The sequence below is a fragment of the Bacteroidota bacterium genome, from assembly GCA_016715945.1.
GTDB lineage: Bacteria > Bacteroidota > Bacteroidia > Bacteroidales > F082 > JALNZU01.
This window is the reverse complement of the sequence record JADJXJ010000003.1, coordinates 170,891-186,271: the sequence shown is the minus strand read 5'-3', so window position 1 is coordinate 186,271 and position 15,381 is coordinate 170,891. Positions and strand designations below refer to the sequence as shown.

Annotated in this window: 15 protein-coding genes; 7 read left to right on the top strand and 8 right to left on the bottom strand. The window is 50.9% G+C overall.

Annotated features, from left to right (window positions below):
• Positions 1–45: 45 nt before the first annotated feature.
• The 8 genes from IPM52_11105 to IPM52_11070 all read right to left on the bottom strand — a co-directional run bounded on the left by IPM52_11105 (position 46) and on the right by IPM52_11070 (position 7,225).
• Positions 46–300, bottom strand: coding sequence for a hypothetical protein (locus tag IPM52_11105; GenBank protein ID MBK9292157.1), 255 nt, complete (start codon positions 298–300; stop codon positions 46–48).
• Positions 300–869 (bottom strand): cytochrome c oxidase subunit 3, encoded by a 570-nt coding sequence (locus IPM52_11100; protein MBK9292156.1) that lies wholly within the window; start codon positions 867–869, stop codon positions 300–302. Before IPM52_11100 ends, IPM52_11105 begins: the two co-directional genes overlap by 1 nt.
• On the bottom strand, positions 866–2,629 hold the full coding sequence (locus IPM52_11095) for a VWA domain-containing protein (GenBank protein ID MBK9292155.1): 1,764 nt from the start codon (positions 2,627–2,629) through the stop codon (positions 866–868). Before IPM52_11095 ends, IPM52_11100 begins: the two co-directional genes overlap by 4 nt.
• Before the next feature lie 25 nt (positions 2,630–2,654).
• On the bottom strand, positions 2,655–3,437 hold the full coding sequence (locus IPM52_11090) for a CbbQ/NirQ/NorQ/GpvN family protein (protein MBK9292154.1): 783 nt from the start codon (positions 3,435–3,437) through the stop codon (positions 2,655–2,657).
• A 73-nt stretch (positions 3,438–3,510) separates the two neighbouring features.
• Positions 3,511–4,866, bottom strand: coding sequence for a cbb3-type cytochrome c oxidase subunit I (locus IPM52_11085; GenBank protein ID MBK9292153.1), 1,356 nt, complete (start codon positions 4,864–4,866; stop codon positions 3,511–3,513).
• Between the two features lie 22 nt (positions 4,867–4,888).
• Positions 4,889–5,314, bottom strand: coding sequence for a cytochrome c (locus IPM52_11080; protein ID MBK9292152.1), 426 nt, complete (start codon positions 5,312–5,314; stop codon positions 4,889–4,891).
• Between the two features lie 175 nt (positions 5,315–5,489).
• The gene (gene rlmN / locus IPM52_11075; protein ID MBK9292151.1) at positions 5,490–6,536 is read right to left on the bottom strand and encodes a 23S rRNA (adenine(2503)-C(2))-methyltransferase RlmN; all 1,047 of its coding nucleotides are present in this window, start codon (positions 6,534–6,536) and stop codon (positions 5,490–5,492) included.
• A gap of 11 nt (positions 6,537–6,547) precedes the next feature.
• On the bottom strand, positions 6,548–7,225 hold the full coding sequence (locus IPM52_11070) for an oxidoreductase (protein MBK9292150.1): 678 nt from the start codon (positions 7,223–7,225) through the stop codon (positions 6,548–6,550).
• A 120-nt stretch (positions 7,226–7,345) separates the two neighbouring features.
• Here IPM52_11070 and IPM52_11065 point away from each other — a divergent pair, with 120 nt between their 5' ends.
• The 7 genes from IPM52_11065 (at position 7,346) to IPM52_11035 (ending at position 15,359) form a co-directional block, all read left to right on the top strand.
• A complete protein-coding gene (locus tag IPM52_11065; GenBank protein ID MBK9292149.1) occupies positions 7,346–8,005 on the top strand; it encodes a response regulator transcription factor in 660 nt (219 codons plus the stop codon).
• Positions 8,006–8,192: 187 nt separating this feature from the next.
• Entirely contained in the window at positions 8,193–8,711 is a 519-nt protein-coding gene (locus tag IPM52_11060) for a response regulator (GenBank protein MBK9292148.1), read from the top strand.
• Positions 8,712–8,754: 43 nt separating this feature from the next.
• Positions 8,755–9,219 (top strand): NADH-quinone oxidoreductase subunit NuoE, encoded by a 465-nt coding sequence (gene nuoE, locus IPM52_11055; protein ID MBK9292147.1) that lies wholly within the window; start codon positions 8,755–8,757, stop codon positions 9,217–9,219.
• 2 nt (positions 9,220–9,221) lie between these two features.
• On the top strand, positions 9,222–11,162 hold the full coding sequence (locus tag IPM52_11050) for an NADH-quinone oxidoreductase subunit NuoF (protein ID MBK9292146.1): 1,941 nt from the start codon (positions 9,222–9,224) through the stop codon (positions 11,160–11,162).
• Positions 11,163–11,196: 34 nt separating this feature from the next.
• Entirely contained in the window at positions 11,197–12,918 is a 1,722-nt protein-coding gene (locus IPM52_11045; GenBank protein ID MBK9292145.1) for an iron hydrogenase small subunit, read from the top strand.
• A 27-nt stretch (positions 12,919–12,945) separates the two neighbouring features.
• Positions 12,946–14,934: a 4Fe-4S binding protein gene (locus IPM52_11040; protein ID MBK9292144.1), complete on the top strand. Its 1,989-nt coding sequence runs from the start codon at positions 12,946–12,948 to the stop codon at positions 14,932–14,934.
• A 29-nt stretch (positions 14,935–14,963) separates the two neighbouring features.
• Positions 14,964–15,359: a response regulator gene (locus IPM52_11035; GenBank protein ID MBK9292143.1), complete on the top strand. Its 396-nt coding sequence runs from the start codon at positions 14,964–14,966 to the stop codon at positions 15,357–15,359.
• The last annotated feature ends 22 nt before the right edge of the window (positions 15,360–15,381 follow it).

Below are 15,381 nucleotides of genomic sequence, written 5' to 3'. Positions count from 1 at the left end.
GAACCGTTTCCGCAAAATTACAGATTGTCGAACCGATTATCGCCCTTAAAAGGCAAACAAATACAGGCTAAGAATTAATAATGCAGGAAAGGCAATGACAAAGAGCTTCCAAAAGATATGTGCGCTGCGGGCCTCCAGAAAAAACAGTCCAACAAGCACAAATTTCAAGGCTGCCAACGCAAGAATTGCTCCGTTGGCAATCAAGGTATTCGTTTGAATTTTTAGCAACAATGCTCCGCTAAGTGTAAGCAGGCTAACGACAAAAAAAACACTGATAAGCAGACGAATATGATTTTTCATTACCATTGAATAAAGTACAATACGGGGAAAAGAACAAGCCAGATGAGATCGCACATGTGCCAAAAAGATGCTGTGGCTTCCATGCTTTCCATGCTAAGTCTGCCTTTCAAATTATTGACAATGGCAACAACAATAATCACAAGGCCGGTAAGGACGTGCACCAGATGAAAACCTGTCAGCAGCCAATAATATAGGAAAAAAGTATTGTAATACAGCCCGATACCCGCTGCCAACTTGCTGTTATATTCTATTCCCTTGATCAACGCAAATAAAGCACCCGTAAGCACTGCCAGCCACATCATGCTATTGGCGGGTCGACTTTTTCCCTCGCGTACATTTTGCGCCGCAACTGCCATAAAAAACCCACTGCTGAGTAGTAGCAATGTGTTGGCAATGCCAGCATTACGGTCAAGTAATTTAGTCGACCCGACAAAGCACTGTCGATCGTGTAACGAGGAATTTCCAAATCCGATCAGCGCCAGTCCAAAAGTCATTAATTCGACAAAGATGATAATCCAGATCAATAATCCGCCGGGAGGATAGGCAATGTTGGCGGCAACTCTTTTCATAGCTGCTTGATTTTCGCGTAAAGCTTCACGAGTGCCGCCATCATTTCGCTGGGCTTGGTAAGTATCTGAAAATGTGAGGCTCCAAACATTTGTGGCAAATAGTAACGGGCCTGTGCCTCAATAGCAAATGCAAAAACGTTGATTTGCTGTTGATTAAGTTCCTTCAGCGCCTGCTTCACGTCAGCAATGCCGTATCGCCCTTCATACCGGTCGTAATCATTGGGTTTTCCATCCGAAAGCAAAATCAGCCATTTGTTTTTAGCCTGACGTGGCATTAGCTTTGCGCCCGCATGTCGCAATGCCACCCCAATGCGGGTATACCCTTCCGGTGAAAGCGATCCGGTATAACCGGCCGCTGACGACCATTTTTCATCAAATCCTTTGAGTAGGGTAAAATTGCTGTGGTTGCGGGTTTGCGAACCAAAACCTGCTATCGCAAAGTCAATATTGTTTTCGTTTAATATTTCGCCAAACAAAGTGGCAACCTGCTTCTCAACTTCAATCACCTTATTCCCTGCTGCATAGCTGTCCGTACTAAGGCTATTGTCGAGCAGTAGCATGATGGAAAGTTCTTTATCAATTTTTCGATCGGAGAGATAGAGCTTTTCCGAAGGAGTTTTGCCAGCCACTAAATCAGCGTATCCATCGATCACTGCATCCAGATCAAAGTTTTCGCCCGAGCTTTGCTTTCGCACCTGACAACGTCTGTTGTTCAAATTTGCAATCATTTTTCGCATAGTTTCCAGAACTTGCATGTTTTCTTCAATCACGCGCTTCCTAAAGCCGGTGTTGTACTTTTCTGGTCGTCTCTCGTAAATCCTGCAATAATCCTTGCGGTATTCCTTTTTCTTAAAGTCCCACTCGTCGTAAACAAAACAGCTTTTCAAGGCCGGAACAGTCTCACTCTCGGCAACAAGCGTATTTTCAGTGAATTCGGCCTGGTAAATTGAATGTGTCGGGTCGTTGGTGCGCACAACCCAACGCATATTCAGCTCATCGAGTGCATCGCGGTGCTCGCTGAGCTGATCGTTTCCGTCGAAATCGCGCCACACTCCCTGAAACTCCTCTGCAGTTTCAACCTTTTCGAAATTATGGGTGAGCACATAGTCTTCCTGCTGCTTCTTATCAATGCGGGCAATTTTGATATCTTCCACAGCTTTTGCTTTTACTACAGTTTGTGCATCATGCGGTGCGATTCCGCTTCTCGAGTCTTCTGCTAAGTTTATACTGGCGTTGTTCGGATTATTGCCGTTGACGCTCATCCATCTTCCGTATAGCCATGACACGTCGGGTGTTCTGCCTTTTAATGCGCACAGCTGCAATGCTTCTGTCAACTCATGATGCAGGATCGCTATTTGCGGATATTCCCCGATCAAATAATCGAGTACAGCTTGATGCGTCTCGTATGCCTTTCGTTGCGAAAGCTCTACACTGTGATCGGTTTGAGAAGACCAGTTCAAGCCGAGCTTGTATTGCCCTGAAAGATACAGCACCCTAAAAAGGTAAAACCTTTCATTAAGCGACCTATCGGGCAAGAGATCGAATTGGGCTGGTAAAAACCAGCTCAGCCCTTTACTGCCTCCTTCTCTTTCGGCCGGAAATAATTCGACCGGTTGAGCTGTAAATGCCCTGGCCAGTATAGTCAGCCTGTGTTTCAACGCTTCAAGTTCTACCCTCCTGCCTTGCAAGGCAGCATCAGGGCGGCGCACTGCCCTTAGTGCTTTAATCGCTTTTGCAAACAGAAACTCATCCAGTGCCATACAATCGTTTTTGGGATTAGCCCAATCAAATCATCAGATTACTTAAATCGGTGAGTGCTTCGATCATCTGATCCTCGTCGCTAAGTGGTTCAATTACTGCTGATTTTACTGCCAAACGCTTTGGCAGGCCCGACTGTATAAGCTTTGCAGCATCAACAAGCAACCTGGTCGATACCGTCTCAGCCAATCCAAGATCCTTTAATCCGCGAATTTTGCTACCTATCGCTACAAGGCGTTTGGCAATTTCGCTCTCCACCCCCGATTCGTGAATCAGGATTTTTTGCTCGGCATCGGATGTTGGATAGCCAAAAGGTATGGCCACAAAGCGTTGCCGTGTGGAGGGTTTAAGTTCTTTAAACCCTTTTTGATAACCCGGATTAAATGATGCTACCAGCAAAAAATCATCATGCGCGTTTATAGTTTCTGCAAGCTTATCGATGTACAGCTGTCTTCTGAAATCAGTCAAGGGGTGAATTGCCACAATGACGTCAGGCCTGGCCTCGGCCACTTCATCAAGATAGATAATGGCGCCGTTTTTTACGGCCGTAGTTAGCGGCCCGTCGAGCCAAACTGTCTCGGAGCCCTTGATTATAAAACGCCCGATAAGGTCGGTGGCCGAGGTTTCTTCGTGGCAGCTGATGGTGAGGAAAGAACGCCCCAGTTTCCATGCCATATACTCGACAAACCTGGTTTTACCCGTGCCTGTCGGCCCCTTAAGCAATACCGGTAGCCTATTTGCTGCGGCATGCTCGAACACTTCTATTTCCTTGCCCGCAGGCAAATAAAATGGTATAATGTTATCAAGCATTATGAATCATCATTTTTAAAACAGGGCAAACAGGCCGGCTAGCCGACCTGCTGCCCAAAAAACAAACATGGAGCTAATAAATAGTTTTTAAATCTTCTTCCATTCCTATAGCCTCATCCTGAGGTGATCCGTACCGGAAAAATTCGATGATATACAGTAAAATCCCTGTGGCAAACATGGTTGCCGTGAGCACAAGTACAAAGAAATGTACCTCAAGCTCCTGCTGCACTGCACCGAATTCAAGCCCGGTTTTTCGTTCAAGATAAACCTGTGCCACGCCGGCAACTCCAAATGCCATTGTCATGCCAATCATGCCAATATTCGAAAGCCAGAATGCGAGCTGTCCGTTAACCGTATCATACAGCCTTCTCCCTGTAAGATTGGGCATGGCAAATGTGATGAAGCTGAAAACTATCATCCCGTAGGCTCCCCAAAAGGCAAGGTGACCATGCATTGCGGTTACCAGCGTTCCGTGTGTGTACATATTTACCTGAGGTAAGGTATGGGCCATTCCGAGCAGGCCTGCGCCTGTAAATGCCATAATGGCTGTACCCAAAGTCCAGTATAGCGCCATTTTGTTTGGATGTCGCTTTTCCCCTTTGCGGTACATCGCTACTGCAAACAGTGCCATGGCCAAAAAGGCAAGTGGCTCAAGCATCGAAAAAATGCCGCCGACAATGAGCCAAATTTTACCTACACCTATGTAATAATAATGATGACCTGTTCCCAGAACACCTGAAAGGAAGGTTAGACCAACAATGACATACAGCCACTTTTCAATTACCTCGCGGTCAACACCCGTAAGTTTTATCAGCAGAAATGCGAGAATACCGCCCATGATGAGCTCCCAAACACCTTCGACCCACAGATGCACAACCCACCAGCGGAAAAACGAGTCCATGGTCTGATTGTCAAACCAGATCATTCCCGGCAAATAAAGCAAGGCAGCAAAAAGCAGGCCCATTGCCAATACCATCGCAGTAGTGGTGCGCGTCTTTCCTTTATAAAGTGTTGTTAGTATGATCCCCAAAAAAGTCAGCACATTCACCACCACGAGCCAGTCGAGCGGTCGTGGTATCTCCAGAAACTTGCGACCTTCCCAATAATTGAGGTGGTAGCCGATGATGGCAACAACTCCCACTAAAAGAAAGGAAATGAGCTGAGCATAAGCCAGCTTGACTGCAACAAGCTCGCGCTGTGCTTCTTCGGGAATAATATAATAGGCTGCTCCCATAAACCCTAAAAGAATCCAAACAACCAAAAGGTTTGTGTGTGTTGCTCGGGCTGTATTGAATGAAATGAACTCATGGAGCCCGTCATACCCCATTCGGGCAAATCCCATGATGAATCCGTAGGTGATCTGAAGTGACAGCAATAGGATAGCCGCTGCAAAAAACCAGTAAGCAACTTTTTGTGATTCGTATTTCATGACTTTGTGTTTTGGTTGGTTATTAACGCTTTACATCGGGTTTTGGCGGAAACCCGTTCAAATCAACTTCGCCTGCCCATTTTAGAAACGCAACGAGGTCGTTGGCCTGCTCTTCCGAAAAGCCGTAGGCTACCATTTTGCGACCGCGCGGTGCCCAGGGCACTTTCGACATTAATGCAGCCTTGATGTATCCCTCACCCCGGCGTTCGTAAACCTTGGTGAGCTCTGGAGCATAATAGGCTCCTTCGCCAAAAATGGTATGACAGCCCATGCAATTGTTCTTCTCCCATAAGGCTTTGCCACGTACCACTTCAGCGTTAAGAAGATGTGCATTGGTTTGAGTTGGAACTTCATTGACCAACGAGTTCCACGATAATCCCAGGAAAATGGCAAAAGTGATTGCCGTTCCTCCCAGAAAAAAAGTGCGTGCTTGTGATTTCGACAACATAGCGATGGTTTTTGGTTAATGCTTATATTACTGAGTGTTATGATTTAAGTATTGGATTATTTAGGAATACCAGTACTTAATTTCGACAAATGTAATACAGAAATAAGTATTTCGGTCACGTAATTCCGAAATATTTTTAATGAAGATTCATTTAATTGAAGGGAGTCTGATTTCTTTAAAAATCCGGTGCCTGCACTTTCACCAACTCTTTGGTGCTGAGCAGTCCGCAGGCAGCAAAGATGTCCTGCCCGCGTGAGGCACGCACAGTAGTGCGAATGCCTTTTTTCACCAAAGCCTCTCTGAACTGCTGAATCGTTTGCTCGTCAGAGCTTTCCAATGGGGTGTCGGGAATAGGGTGATACCGGATGAGATTAATGCGACAGCGTAATCCGTTGAGCAGTTTTGTGAGTCCTTTCACGTGCCGGGGCGTGTCGTTGAGGTTTTTAAACATAATGTATTCGAACGAGATGCGTCGCTGCCGGCCAAGATCGAAGGTTCGCAGTACCTCGATGACCTCCTCGGCTGGGTAAACATTCTCGATGGGCATGAGCTTGCGCCTTTCGTCATGAAAAGGACTGTGAAGGCTGATAGCCAGATGGCATTCGGAATGTTCGATAAAATGCTTCATCGCCGGAATCATGCCAATGGTCGACACGGTGATACGGCGCGGACTCATGCCAAAACCCCATTCGGCAGTAAGTATTTCGAGGCTTCGCATCACTTCTTCCAGATTGTCGAGGGGCTCGCCCATGCCCATGTAAACAATGTTGGTAAGCTTGTCGCGCTCGGGCAGACTGCTGATCTGGTTGAGAATTTCGCCCGCCGATAGCTGCGACTGAAATCCCTGCTTGCCGGTCATGCAAAACAGGCAGCCCATCTTGCAACCCACCTGCGACGACACGCATAGCGTCGCCCGGTCGTCGTCGGGTATGAATGCGGCTTCAACAAAACGGTTGCTGCCACCCCGGTAAAGGTATTTTTTTGTGCCATCGGCCGAGACCTGCACACTGGTGGGGGCGCTTTTGCCCATCACCACATGTTCGTTGAGCAATGCCCTGGCCTCTTTCGAAAGGTTGCTCATCTGATCGATGCTGTCCGCGTGCTTTTTGTAGAGCCAGTCGGCAATCTGGCCTGCAGCGAATTTTGGGAGGCCTAGCATGCTCGTCAGCCCGGCAATCTCGGCCAGGGTCATGCCAAACAGCGAAGGTTTTTGCAGTTCCATAGCTCAGGGCATTAAAAGTAAATTTCGGAAAGGATGCGATCTATGGGCACCCCCCTGCTGATCAGCAAGTCGCGCACCTCGACCACCATTTCGGCGCTTCCGCACAGATAGTAATTCTGGCTGCTGTCGTACTCAGGTTGCTCAGCCAGCCAGCGTGTGAGTCGTCCGGGATAGAGTCCCGGACCGGTTTCCTGCGAGCAGCAGCGCACATAGCGCACTCCCAGGGCGGCAGTAATTTCGTTTTCGAAGTAAAAGGAATTCACGGTGCGTCCTCCATGGATGAGCATCTTGTTGTGCGAGAGTCCGGCCCGGGTCATCGACCGGAAAGGGGCTATACCAGTGCCGGCAGCAATCCACCAGGCAGGATGATCGTCGCCAAGAAAAGCGCCGAATGGCGCCGACAATTGCACGGTATCGCCCGGTTTGAGCCCGGCCAGACGTGGCGTAAGCTGCCCGTCGGGCTTCACATTGAAAAGCAGTTCAAGGTGTGCATCATCCGGTGCACTGGCAATGCTGTACAACCTGGGTGGAAGACCATCTACACTTATCCCCACCACCTGACCGGGCAGAAAACTTCCCTGGGCAGGAAAGCTAAGCACAAAAACCCCGGGGCTGAGCTCGGCCTTGTGCACCAGCTGCACCGGTCGGAGCTTTAGATTCTTCAGAAAGTTGCGGAGTCCGTTGTCCATGCGTAAGTTTGCGCGCACAAAATTAATGCTTTATGGCAGAGGGCCGCTCTCTAAAAAAGACTGCCGGTTCGCGTTCAACGTTATAATGATTTACTTTTGTTGTTAGTAAATGAACAGCCGATGGATCCGGTGATCAGGGTTACTGTGGTTGACGATCACGAAATTTTTCGCAGCGGACTGCGCATGGTCATCAACAAGATGGGTTATGCAAAAGTGGTGGCCGAGGCCGGCGACGGGGAAGAATTTCTTCGGCTTCTGCCAGAGCTGGAAACCGACATCGTGCTGATGGATATAGAGATGCCCGTGCTCAATGGGATAGAAGCCACACGTAAGGCGCTCGAAATCAGACCAGACCTGAAAGTGATTGCCCTCACCATGTTCAAAGACGATGCCTACATCCAAAGCATGATAGAGGCCGGAGTCAAAGGATTTCTGATTAAAAACATCCGCAAAGAGGTGCTCGAACGGGCATTGCAGGCGGTGTATAACGGAAAAACCTACTACAGCGAGGAGCTCTGGGACTATTTCACGCGCAGCCTGACAAAAGACGACAAGAAAAGCGAACGGGATGCGGCCGCTGAACTTGCCCTTACGCGCAGGGAAATCGAAGTGCTTCAGCTGATGGCCGAAGGACTGAGCAACAAGGAAATCGCTGAGCGCCTGTTTGTCAGTGAACGTACGGTGGTGGGTCACAAGTCGAACCTGCTGGCCAAAACCAATACCAAAAACACTGTCAGCCTGCTGGCTTATGCCTTGCGCAACGGTCTGATTGACTTTTGATTAGCACACCCCCTCACTTCCGATTGCGCATTTACGCAAAACACCTTCCTTTTTACGCAAGGCGGCTTTCCTGTAAAGGAAAAACAACTATTGTGAAATTAGTAACAATCTACCTTTTTCTAAGGAGAATATGGTTATATTTTTGTGATGTGATTGTTAGAATATTCACACATAAAAAAATAGAGCCATGAAAAAAGCAAAGATTCTCGTAGTGGACGACGACATGGATGTGATCAATGTATTGGAACCCATGCTTACCCACGAAGGTTATGAAGTTTTTACTGCTTACAACAAGCAGGAAGGTATTGAAGTGGCCCGGCGCGAAAAGCCCGACCTGGCCATCCTCGACGTGATGATGACCACCCAGTACGAAGGGTTCGAACTGGCAAAGGAATTTGTGGACGACCCCGAACTCAGGGGCATTGCCACCCTGATGGAAACCTCCATCGAGGTGCTGATGACCACCAAACCCAGCGTGCAGGCCATGGCCCGTGAGTTTCGCAACGACCCCAATTACAAAGAGTTGCAGGTCATTCTGATCCGCGACATCGTGACAGGCAATGCGGGCATCGACTACCGCGCTGAAGACGGCCGCTCGGTGTGGGTGCCCGTGGATGGTTTTATCAGGAAACCTGTGGACCGCAACCGCCTGCTCCCGGAAATCGAGCGTATCCTCAACAAAAAAGCCGAAGCAGCCAATGCGTAAGCGGCATCCCGAATCAACAAAACCCTCAATGCATGTCTAAGCCATGAGCGAAGTAGTAAAAGAAATTCTGAAACAATATCCCGACGCCGGACACGACAGCCTGATCCCCATACTGCAACAGGTGCAGGACAAGATAGGATACCTTTCGGAAGAATCGGTGATCGAGGTGGGTAAGCACCTGAACATGCCGGCCAGCAAGATATTTGGAGTGGCCACCTTTTATAATCAGTTCAGGTTTACCCAGCCCGGAAAGTACCATATCCAGATATGCCGCGGCACAGCCTGCCACGTGCTGGGATCGGCCACCGTGCTCGAAGAACTCGAAAAACTGCTGAAGATTAAGTCGGGACAAACCTCCCGCGACAAAATGTTCAGCATGGAAGTGGTGGCCTGCATTGGCGCCTGCGGATTGGCTCCGGTGATTAGCATCAACGGCGAATTTCACGCCAAAGTAACCACCGAATCGCTGAAAAACATCATCGAAAACTATCGCAACAGGGAGGCTTGATCATGATTGCAGACAAAACATACCTTATCGAAAACACCCTGAAAGTGAGCGAACGCTCCAAAGTTTCGCCCGAAACCGAACGTAAGCTCCGCTATATCAGGCGCGAAGAAAACCTCAAGCCGGTCATCTTTGTGGGTGCAGGCACCTGCGGACTGGGCGCCGGGGCTGCCGAAACCATTGCCAAAACAAAGGAATGGTTGCAAATCAACCAGGTTGATGCTGATGTGGTTCCCGTGGGCTGCATCGGACTTTGCTCGAGCGAGCCATTGCTCGACGTGAAGCTCCCGGGCAAAAAACGCATTTCGTTCGAAAAAGTAACCGGCGACAAGGTGGAATCCCTGCTTTCGCAGATTTTTGCAGGTCAGATGCCCGAACAACCGGTGCTCGGTCAGTTTGAAGCGCAGGAAGGTCAGGAGCCCTGGCCGGGCGTAAACGACATCAACAAGCATCCCTTTTTCAAACCGCAGGTGCGCATTGTGCTCGAAAACTGCGGCATCATCGACCCGGTCAGCATCGAGGAATATATCGCCCGCGGCGGCTACAAAGCCTACCTGAACACCCTTAAGGTATTCACCCGCAGCGAATTGTGCGATTTTGTAGAAAAAAGCGGTCTCCGCGGTCGCGGAGGCGGAGGATTTCCCACCGGCAAAAAATGGAAATTTGCCCTTGCCACCGAAGCCGACCAGAAATACCTGATCTGCAATGCCGACGAAGGCGACCCCGGTGCTTTTATGGACCGTGCCGTGATTGAAGGCGACCCGCACCGTTTGCTCGAAGGCATGATGATTGCCGCCTACGCCATTGGCGCCACCAAAGCCTACATTTACATCCGTGCCGAATATCCGCTGGCCATCGAACGCCTGGTCATAGCCATCGAAAAAGCCAAGGAATATGGCCTGCTGGGAAAAAACATTTTCGGAACCGGCATCAACCTGGATATCGTCATTAAGAAAGGTGCAGGCGCTTTTGTATGTGGCGAAGAAACCGCCCTCATCCACAGCATCGAAGGCAAACGAGGTATGCCAAGACCACGTCCGCCATTCCCCGCTGTGAGCGGTTTGTTTGGCAAGCCCACCATTATTAACAATGTGGAAACCCTGGCCAACCTGCCCACCATCATCAACAAAGGAGCCGACTGGTTTGCTGCCATGGGCACGTCAACAAGCAAAGGCACCAAAGTATTTGCATTGTCGGGCAAAATAGCCACTACCGGTCTGGTCGAGATACCGATGGGCACCTCCATCCGCGATATCATTTACAAAATTGGCGGTGGCATAGCAGGCGGAAAACGCTTCAAAGCCGTGCAGATGGGTGGCCCCTCGGGTGGATGTGTAACCGAAGCCAACCTCGACATTCCCGTAGATTATGAGAGCCTGATCAATGTAGGCGCCATGATGGGATCGGGCGGCATGGTGGTGATGGACGAAGACACCTGCATGGTGGATGTGGCCAAGTTTTTCATGGACTTCATCCAGCGCGAGAGTTGTGGCAAATGCATCCCCTGCCGCGAAGGCACCCGCCGCATGCTCGAAATCCTGGAAAGCATCACCACCAAACCCAAAAACCGCGAAACGCACGAGCCATTGGCACGTTTCAAAGGCGTGATGCAGCTCGAACAACTCGGCAGGGTGATCAAAGACACCTCCCTGTGCGGACTCGGACAAACTGCACCCAACCCGGTGCTTAGCACCCTCCAGTGGTTCCGCGAGGAATACGAAGAGCATGTGTTCGACAAAAAGTGCCGTGCAGGCGTCTGCCAGAACCTTCGCGAATACTCCATCGATGTTGAAAAATGCACCGGCTGCACCGTATGTGCAAAGAAATGCCCGACCAACGCCATCATTGGCAGCCGCAAAAGCCCGCACTACATCATCCCCGACAAGTGCATCAGCTGCGGCGCATGTATGGAGGCCTGCAATTTCGACGCCGTAAAAGCAAGCTAATCAAACTTTTGTGAAACACTAAAGCTCAGCAACGATGAACCTCACTATAGAAGTTAACAACAACATACTCGAAGCACAGCAAGGCGACACCATTCTGGAGGCCCTCAACAGGCACGGCATGAGTGTGCCCACCCTTTGCCACATGAAAGGCCTCTTGCCTACCGGCTCGTGCCGCATGTGCGTGGTGGAAGTGGAAGGCAGGCGCAACCTTGTGCCCGCATGCTCCGAACCAGTGACCAGCGGCATGCGCATCAAAACCCACTCGAACCGCGTGGTAGAGTCGCGCAAGACCATTGTGGAACTGCTGCTGTCCAACCACCCCGACGACTGCTTGTATTGCGAACGCAACGGCAGCTGCGAATTGCAGAAACTGTCGGAAGACCTCAATGTGCGCGAAAGGCGCATCAGCGGCAACAAGAACAACTACAAGCTGGATGTGTCGAGCGCCAGCCTGGTGCGCGACCCGGCAAAATGTATCCTCTGCGGCCGTTGTGTGCGGGTGTGCGAGGAGATCGAAGGTGTTTCGGCCATCGACTTTGTGGGCCGCGGCAGCAAAACCCTCATCAACACATCCTTCAATCACGGGCTCAACCTGAGTACCTGCGTCAACTGCGGACAGTGCATCATGGTTTGCCCCACAGGCGCCCTCAAAGAAAAACCCCACATCACCGAGATCAAGGATAACCTCAACAACCCCAGAAAAACGGTGGTGGTGCAATACGCCCCCAGCATCACGGTATCGTTTGCCGAAGAGTTTGGCATGAAACCCGGCCAGAACGTCATCGGCCTGCTCAATGCCGCACTCCGGCGCATCGGATTCGACTATATCTTCGATACCTCTTTCTCGGCCGACCTTACCATTATGGAAGAAGCTTCCGAACTGGTGCATCGCATCACCACCGGAGGCACCCTGCCCATGATCACCAGCTGCTGCCCGGGTTGGGTGAAATACGCCGAAGAGTTTGGCCACGACATCCTGCCCAACCTCTCTACCTGCAAATCGCCCCAGCAGATGATGGGCGCCATCATAAAGAGCTACTTCGCTCAGGTAGAAGGCATTGCGCCCGAAGACATCTATTCCGTGTCGATCATGCCCTGCACCGCCAAAAAATTTGAGCAGCAGCGTGAAGAAATGACCCAGAATGGAATATCGGATGTGGATGCCGTGCTCACTACCCGTGAGCTTGTGCGCCTGATTCGCCTTTATGGGGTGGACATCAACAAACTCGAACCCGAAATAGCCGATTCGCCCCTGGGCACACGCTCATCGGCCGGCAAGATCTTCGGCGCTTCGGGAGGGGTGATGGAAGCTGCCATCCGCACAGCCCACTTCCTGATCACAGGCAAGGAGATGGTGAAGTTTCAGGTTAAAGCCGTGCGTGGGCTTGAAGGACGCAAGGAAGCCAGGCTGAAGATAGGCGATCTCGACGTGGGCGTGGCCGTAGTAAGCGGCCTGAAAAACGCATCTGTGCTGCTCGACGAAATACGCAACGGCCGCAACGACATCCACTTCATCGAAGTGATGGCTTGTCCGGGCGGCTGCATCAATGGTGGCGGTCAGCTTATCGGCACCAACGAAGAAGCAGTGAAGGCACGCATGAGTACGCTCTACGACATCGACGAAAAAGATGCCATCAAGGTGTCGCACAAGAACCCCTACATCGTGGAGCTTTACGAGAAATTTCTGGGCAAACCGCTCGGTCACAAGAGCCATCAGCTGCTGCACACCCACTACCAGAAGCGTGAAGTTTTTTAGATAGATTCCTGACCTGCCCGGACACTCATGGCCCACAACAGCGAAATAAAACAACTGGTTTACACGGTGAAAGACCTGTGCCGGATGTGTTTTACCTGTGTGCGTGAGTGTCCGGTGAAGGCCATCCGCATTGCCAACGGTCAGGCCGAAGTGGTGAGCGAGCGCTGCATCGGATGCGGCAACTGTGTGCGGGTGTGCAGGCAAGGCGCCAAAAACTTTGTACGCGGCACAAATCAGCTCCTCGATATGCTCGGGCGCGGCAAGCGCCTGGTGGCTATGGTAGCTCCCAGCTTTCCGGCCGAGTTCAACGAACTCGATCATCCCGGCAGGCTGGTGGGTATGCTGCGTGCCCTGGGTTTCGAAAAAGTCACAGAAGTGGCATTCGGGGCCGACCTGGTTGCCAGAAAATACAGGGAGCTCTTTCTCGAAGGCAAGCAAAAAGCCCTCATCTCGTCCGACTGCCCGGCCATAGTGTACTATGTGGAACATTACCATCCCGAGCTTACCGAACATCTGGCTCCTTTTGTATCGCCCATGGTGGCAGCCGCACGCAACCTGAAACGAAAATATGGCGACGATGTGACCATTGTGTTTATCGGGCCGTGCATTGCCAAAAAAGCTGAGTCGGACGAAGTGCGCCACGCCATCACATTCAGTGAGTTGCGCGAGATGTTTGCCCTGAAAGACATCAGGCCCGAAAACTGCGAAGTATCGGACTTCGACCCGCCGAAGGCCGGCAAAGGAGCAGTATTTCCGATCAGCCACGGACTATTGCAAAACATGGGAGTGTCGGCCGACCTCACCCGTGGCGATGTGGTGGTGGCCGAAGGAAGGGTGAACATCAAAGACGCCATCAACGAGTTTGCACACGGAGCCTTGTCGGCCCGTCACCTCGAACTGCTCTGCTGCGAAGGCTGCATCATGGGGCCTGGCATGAGCCAGAAAGGCAACAAATACCAACGCCGTAGCCAGGTTTCGGCTTATGTTTCATCGAAACTTGAATCGTTCGACCAGCAAGCCTGGGAAGCCGAAATGGCTGAGGCAGAAGACCTTGATTTGAACACCACCTTTGCCCCGCGCGACCGCAGGATGCAAAGGCCCGACAACGAAGCTATCCAAGCCGTGCTTTTGAAACTGGGGAAGACCAAACCCAACGACCTGCTCGACTGCGGCGCCTGCGGCTACGACAGCTGCATCGAACATGCCGTGGCCGTGATTCAGGGACTGGCCGAAGACGAGATGTGCCTTCCATACACCATCGAAAAGCTTCACCAAAGCATCGAAAACCTCAACCTCTCGAATGCCGAGCTGGCCAACGCCCGCGAAGCACTCCGTCAATCGGAAAAATTGGCCCATATGGGACAGCTCTCGGCAGGCATTGCCCACGAGCTGAACAATCCGCTGGGCGTGATCACCATGTACAGCAACCTGCTGCTGGATGATGCTCCTGACGACCAGATGCGCAACGACCTGCAACTGATTGTGGAACAAGCCGAACGATGCCGGAAAATCGTTGGCGGATTGCTCAATTTTGCCCGCAAGAACCAGGTGCGCCTCATGGAAACCGACATCGAAAAACTGGTCAACCGCAGCCTACAATCGGTGGTGATTCCCAACGGCATCAACGTTGAGGTGGAAGTGGAACTTACTGATCCATACGTATTTCTGGATGCCGACCAAATGATGCAGGTGCTCACCAATCTCGAAAAAAATGCCGTGGAAGCCATGCCCAATGGAGGCACACTGCGCCTGATGCTGAAAGAAGACAACGGGCATGTCAGCATCTGCATCTGCGATACCGGCACAGGCATCTCGCCCGAAAACATGGACCGCATCTTTACACCCTTTTTCACCACAAAGGAAGTGGGCAAAGGCACCGGCCTTGGATTGCCCCTGTGCTATGGAATCGTGAAAATGCACAAAGGGCAAATCCACGTGAGCTCAAACAACCAGCCCGAAAAAGGACCCACAGGAACCACATTTACAATCACATTACCCCGTAAACCCCTTACCTGATAAAACAGAATTCAAAAAAATAGAAAACCATGAGCAACGAAAACAAACTGATCCTCATTGCCGACGACGACGCCGACTACCTCTACCAGATCGAGATGATGGTGAAGAGCTTCGGATTCAGGGTAAAAACAGCTGAAGGACAAGCCGAAGCCGAAAAAATTCTTGAGACCACCAAACCCGATCTGGCCATTTTTGACCTGATGATGGAACAGGAAGACAGTGGCTTCATCCTGGCCTACAAAGCACGTCGAAAATATCCCGACATGCCCATCATTATCGCTTCGGCCGCAACAGCCGAAACCGGCTACAGCTTCGATCTGTACGACGAAGGCAACAAAGGCTGGATCAAAGCCGACCTCTATCTGGAGAAAGGCATCCGCCCCGATCAGCTTCACCGCGAGATCAACAAACTGCTCAAAATCTGAAAGCCGTTCAGGGCATGGCCGG

What these genes read in the sequence shown, in the direction of transcription:
- IPM52_11105 (MBK9292157.1), bottom strand. Translation starts at nt 300, where the DNA reads ATGAAAAATCATATTCGTCTGCTTATCAGTGTTTTTTTTGTCGTTAGC.
- IPM52_11100 (MBK9292156.1), bottom strand. Translation starts at nt 869, where the DNA reads ATGAAAAGAGTTGCCGCCAACATTGCCTATCCTCCCGGCGGATTATTG.
- IPM52_11095 (MBK9292155.1), bottom strand. Translation starts at nt 2,629, where the DNA reads ATGGCACTGGATGAGTTTCTGTTTGCAAAAGCGATTAAAGCACTAAGG.
- IPM52_11090 (MBK9292154.1), bottom strand. Translation starts at nt 3,437, where the DNA reads ATGCTTGATAACATTATACCATTTTATTTGCCTGCGGGCAAGGAAATA.
- IPM52_11085 (MBK9292153.1), bottom strand. Translation starts at nt 4,866, where the DNA reads ATGAAATACGAATCACAAAAAGTTGCTTACTGGTTTTTTGCAGCGGCT.
- IPM52_11080 (MBK9292152.1), bottom strand. Translation starts at nt 5,314, where the DNA reads ATGTTGTCGAAATCACAAGCACGCACTTTTTTTCTGGGAGGAACGGCA.
- rlmN (MBK9292151.1), bottom strand. Translation starts at nt 6,536, where the DNA reads ATGGAACTGCAAAAACCTTCGCTGTTTGGCATGACCCTGGCCGAGATT.
- IPM52_11070 (MBK9292150.1), bottom strand. Translation starts at nt 7,225, where the DNA reads ATGGACAACGGACTCCGCAACTTTCTGAAGAATCTAAAGCTCCGACCG.
- IPM52_11065 (MBK9292149.1), top strand. Translation starts at nt 7,346, where the DNA reads ATGGATCCGGTGATCAGGGTTACTGTGGTTGACGATCACGAAATTTTT.
- IPM52_11060 (MBK9292148.1), top strand. Translation starts at nt 8,193, where the DNA reads ATGAAAAAAGCAAAGATTCTCGTAGTGGACGACGACATGGATGTGATC.
- nuoE (MBK9292147.1), top strand. Translation starts at nt 8,755, where the DNA reads ATGAGCGAAGTAGTAAAAGAAATTCTGAAACAATATCCCGACGCCGGA.
- IPM52_11050 (MBK9292146.1), top strand. Translation starts at nt 9,222, where the DNA reads ATGATTGCAGACAAAACATACCTTATCGAAAACACCCTGAAAGTGAGC.
- IPM52_11045 (MBK9292145.1), top strand. Translation starts at nt 11,197, where the DNA reads ATGAACCTCACTATAGAAGTTAACAACAACATACTCGAAGCACAGCAA.
- IPM52_11040 (MBK9292144.1), top strand. Translation starts at nt 12,946, where the DNA reads ATGGCCCACAACAGCGAAATAAAACAACTGGTTTACACGGTGAAAGAC.
- IPM52_11035 (MBK9292143.1), top strand. Translation starts at nt 14,964, where the DNA reads ATGAGCAACGAAAACAAACTGATCCTCATTGCCGACGACGACGCCGAC.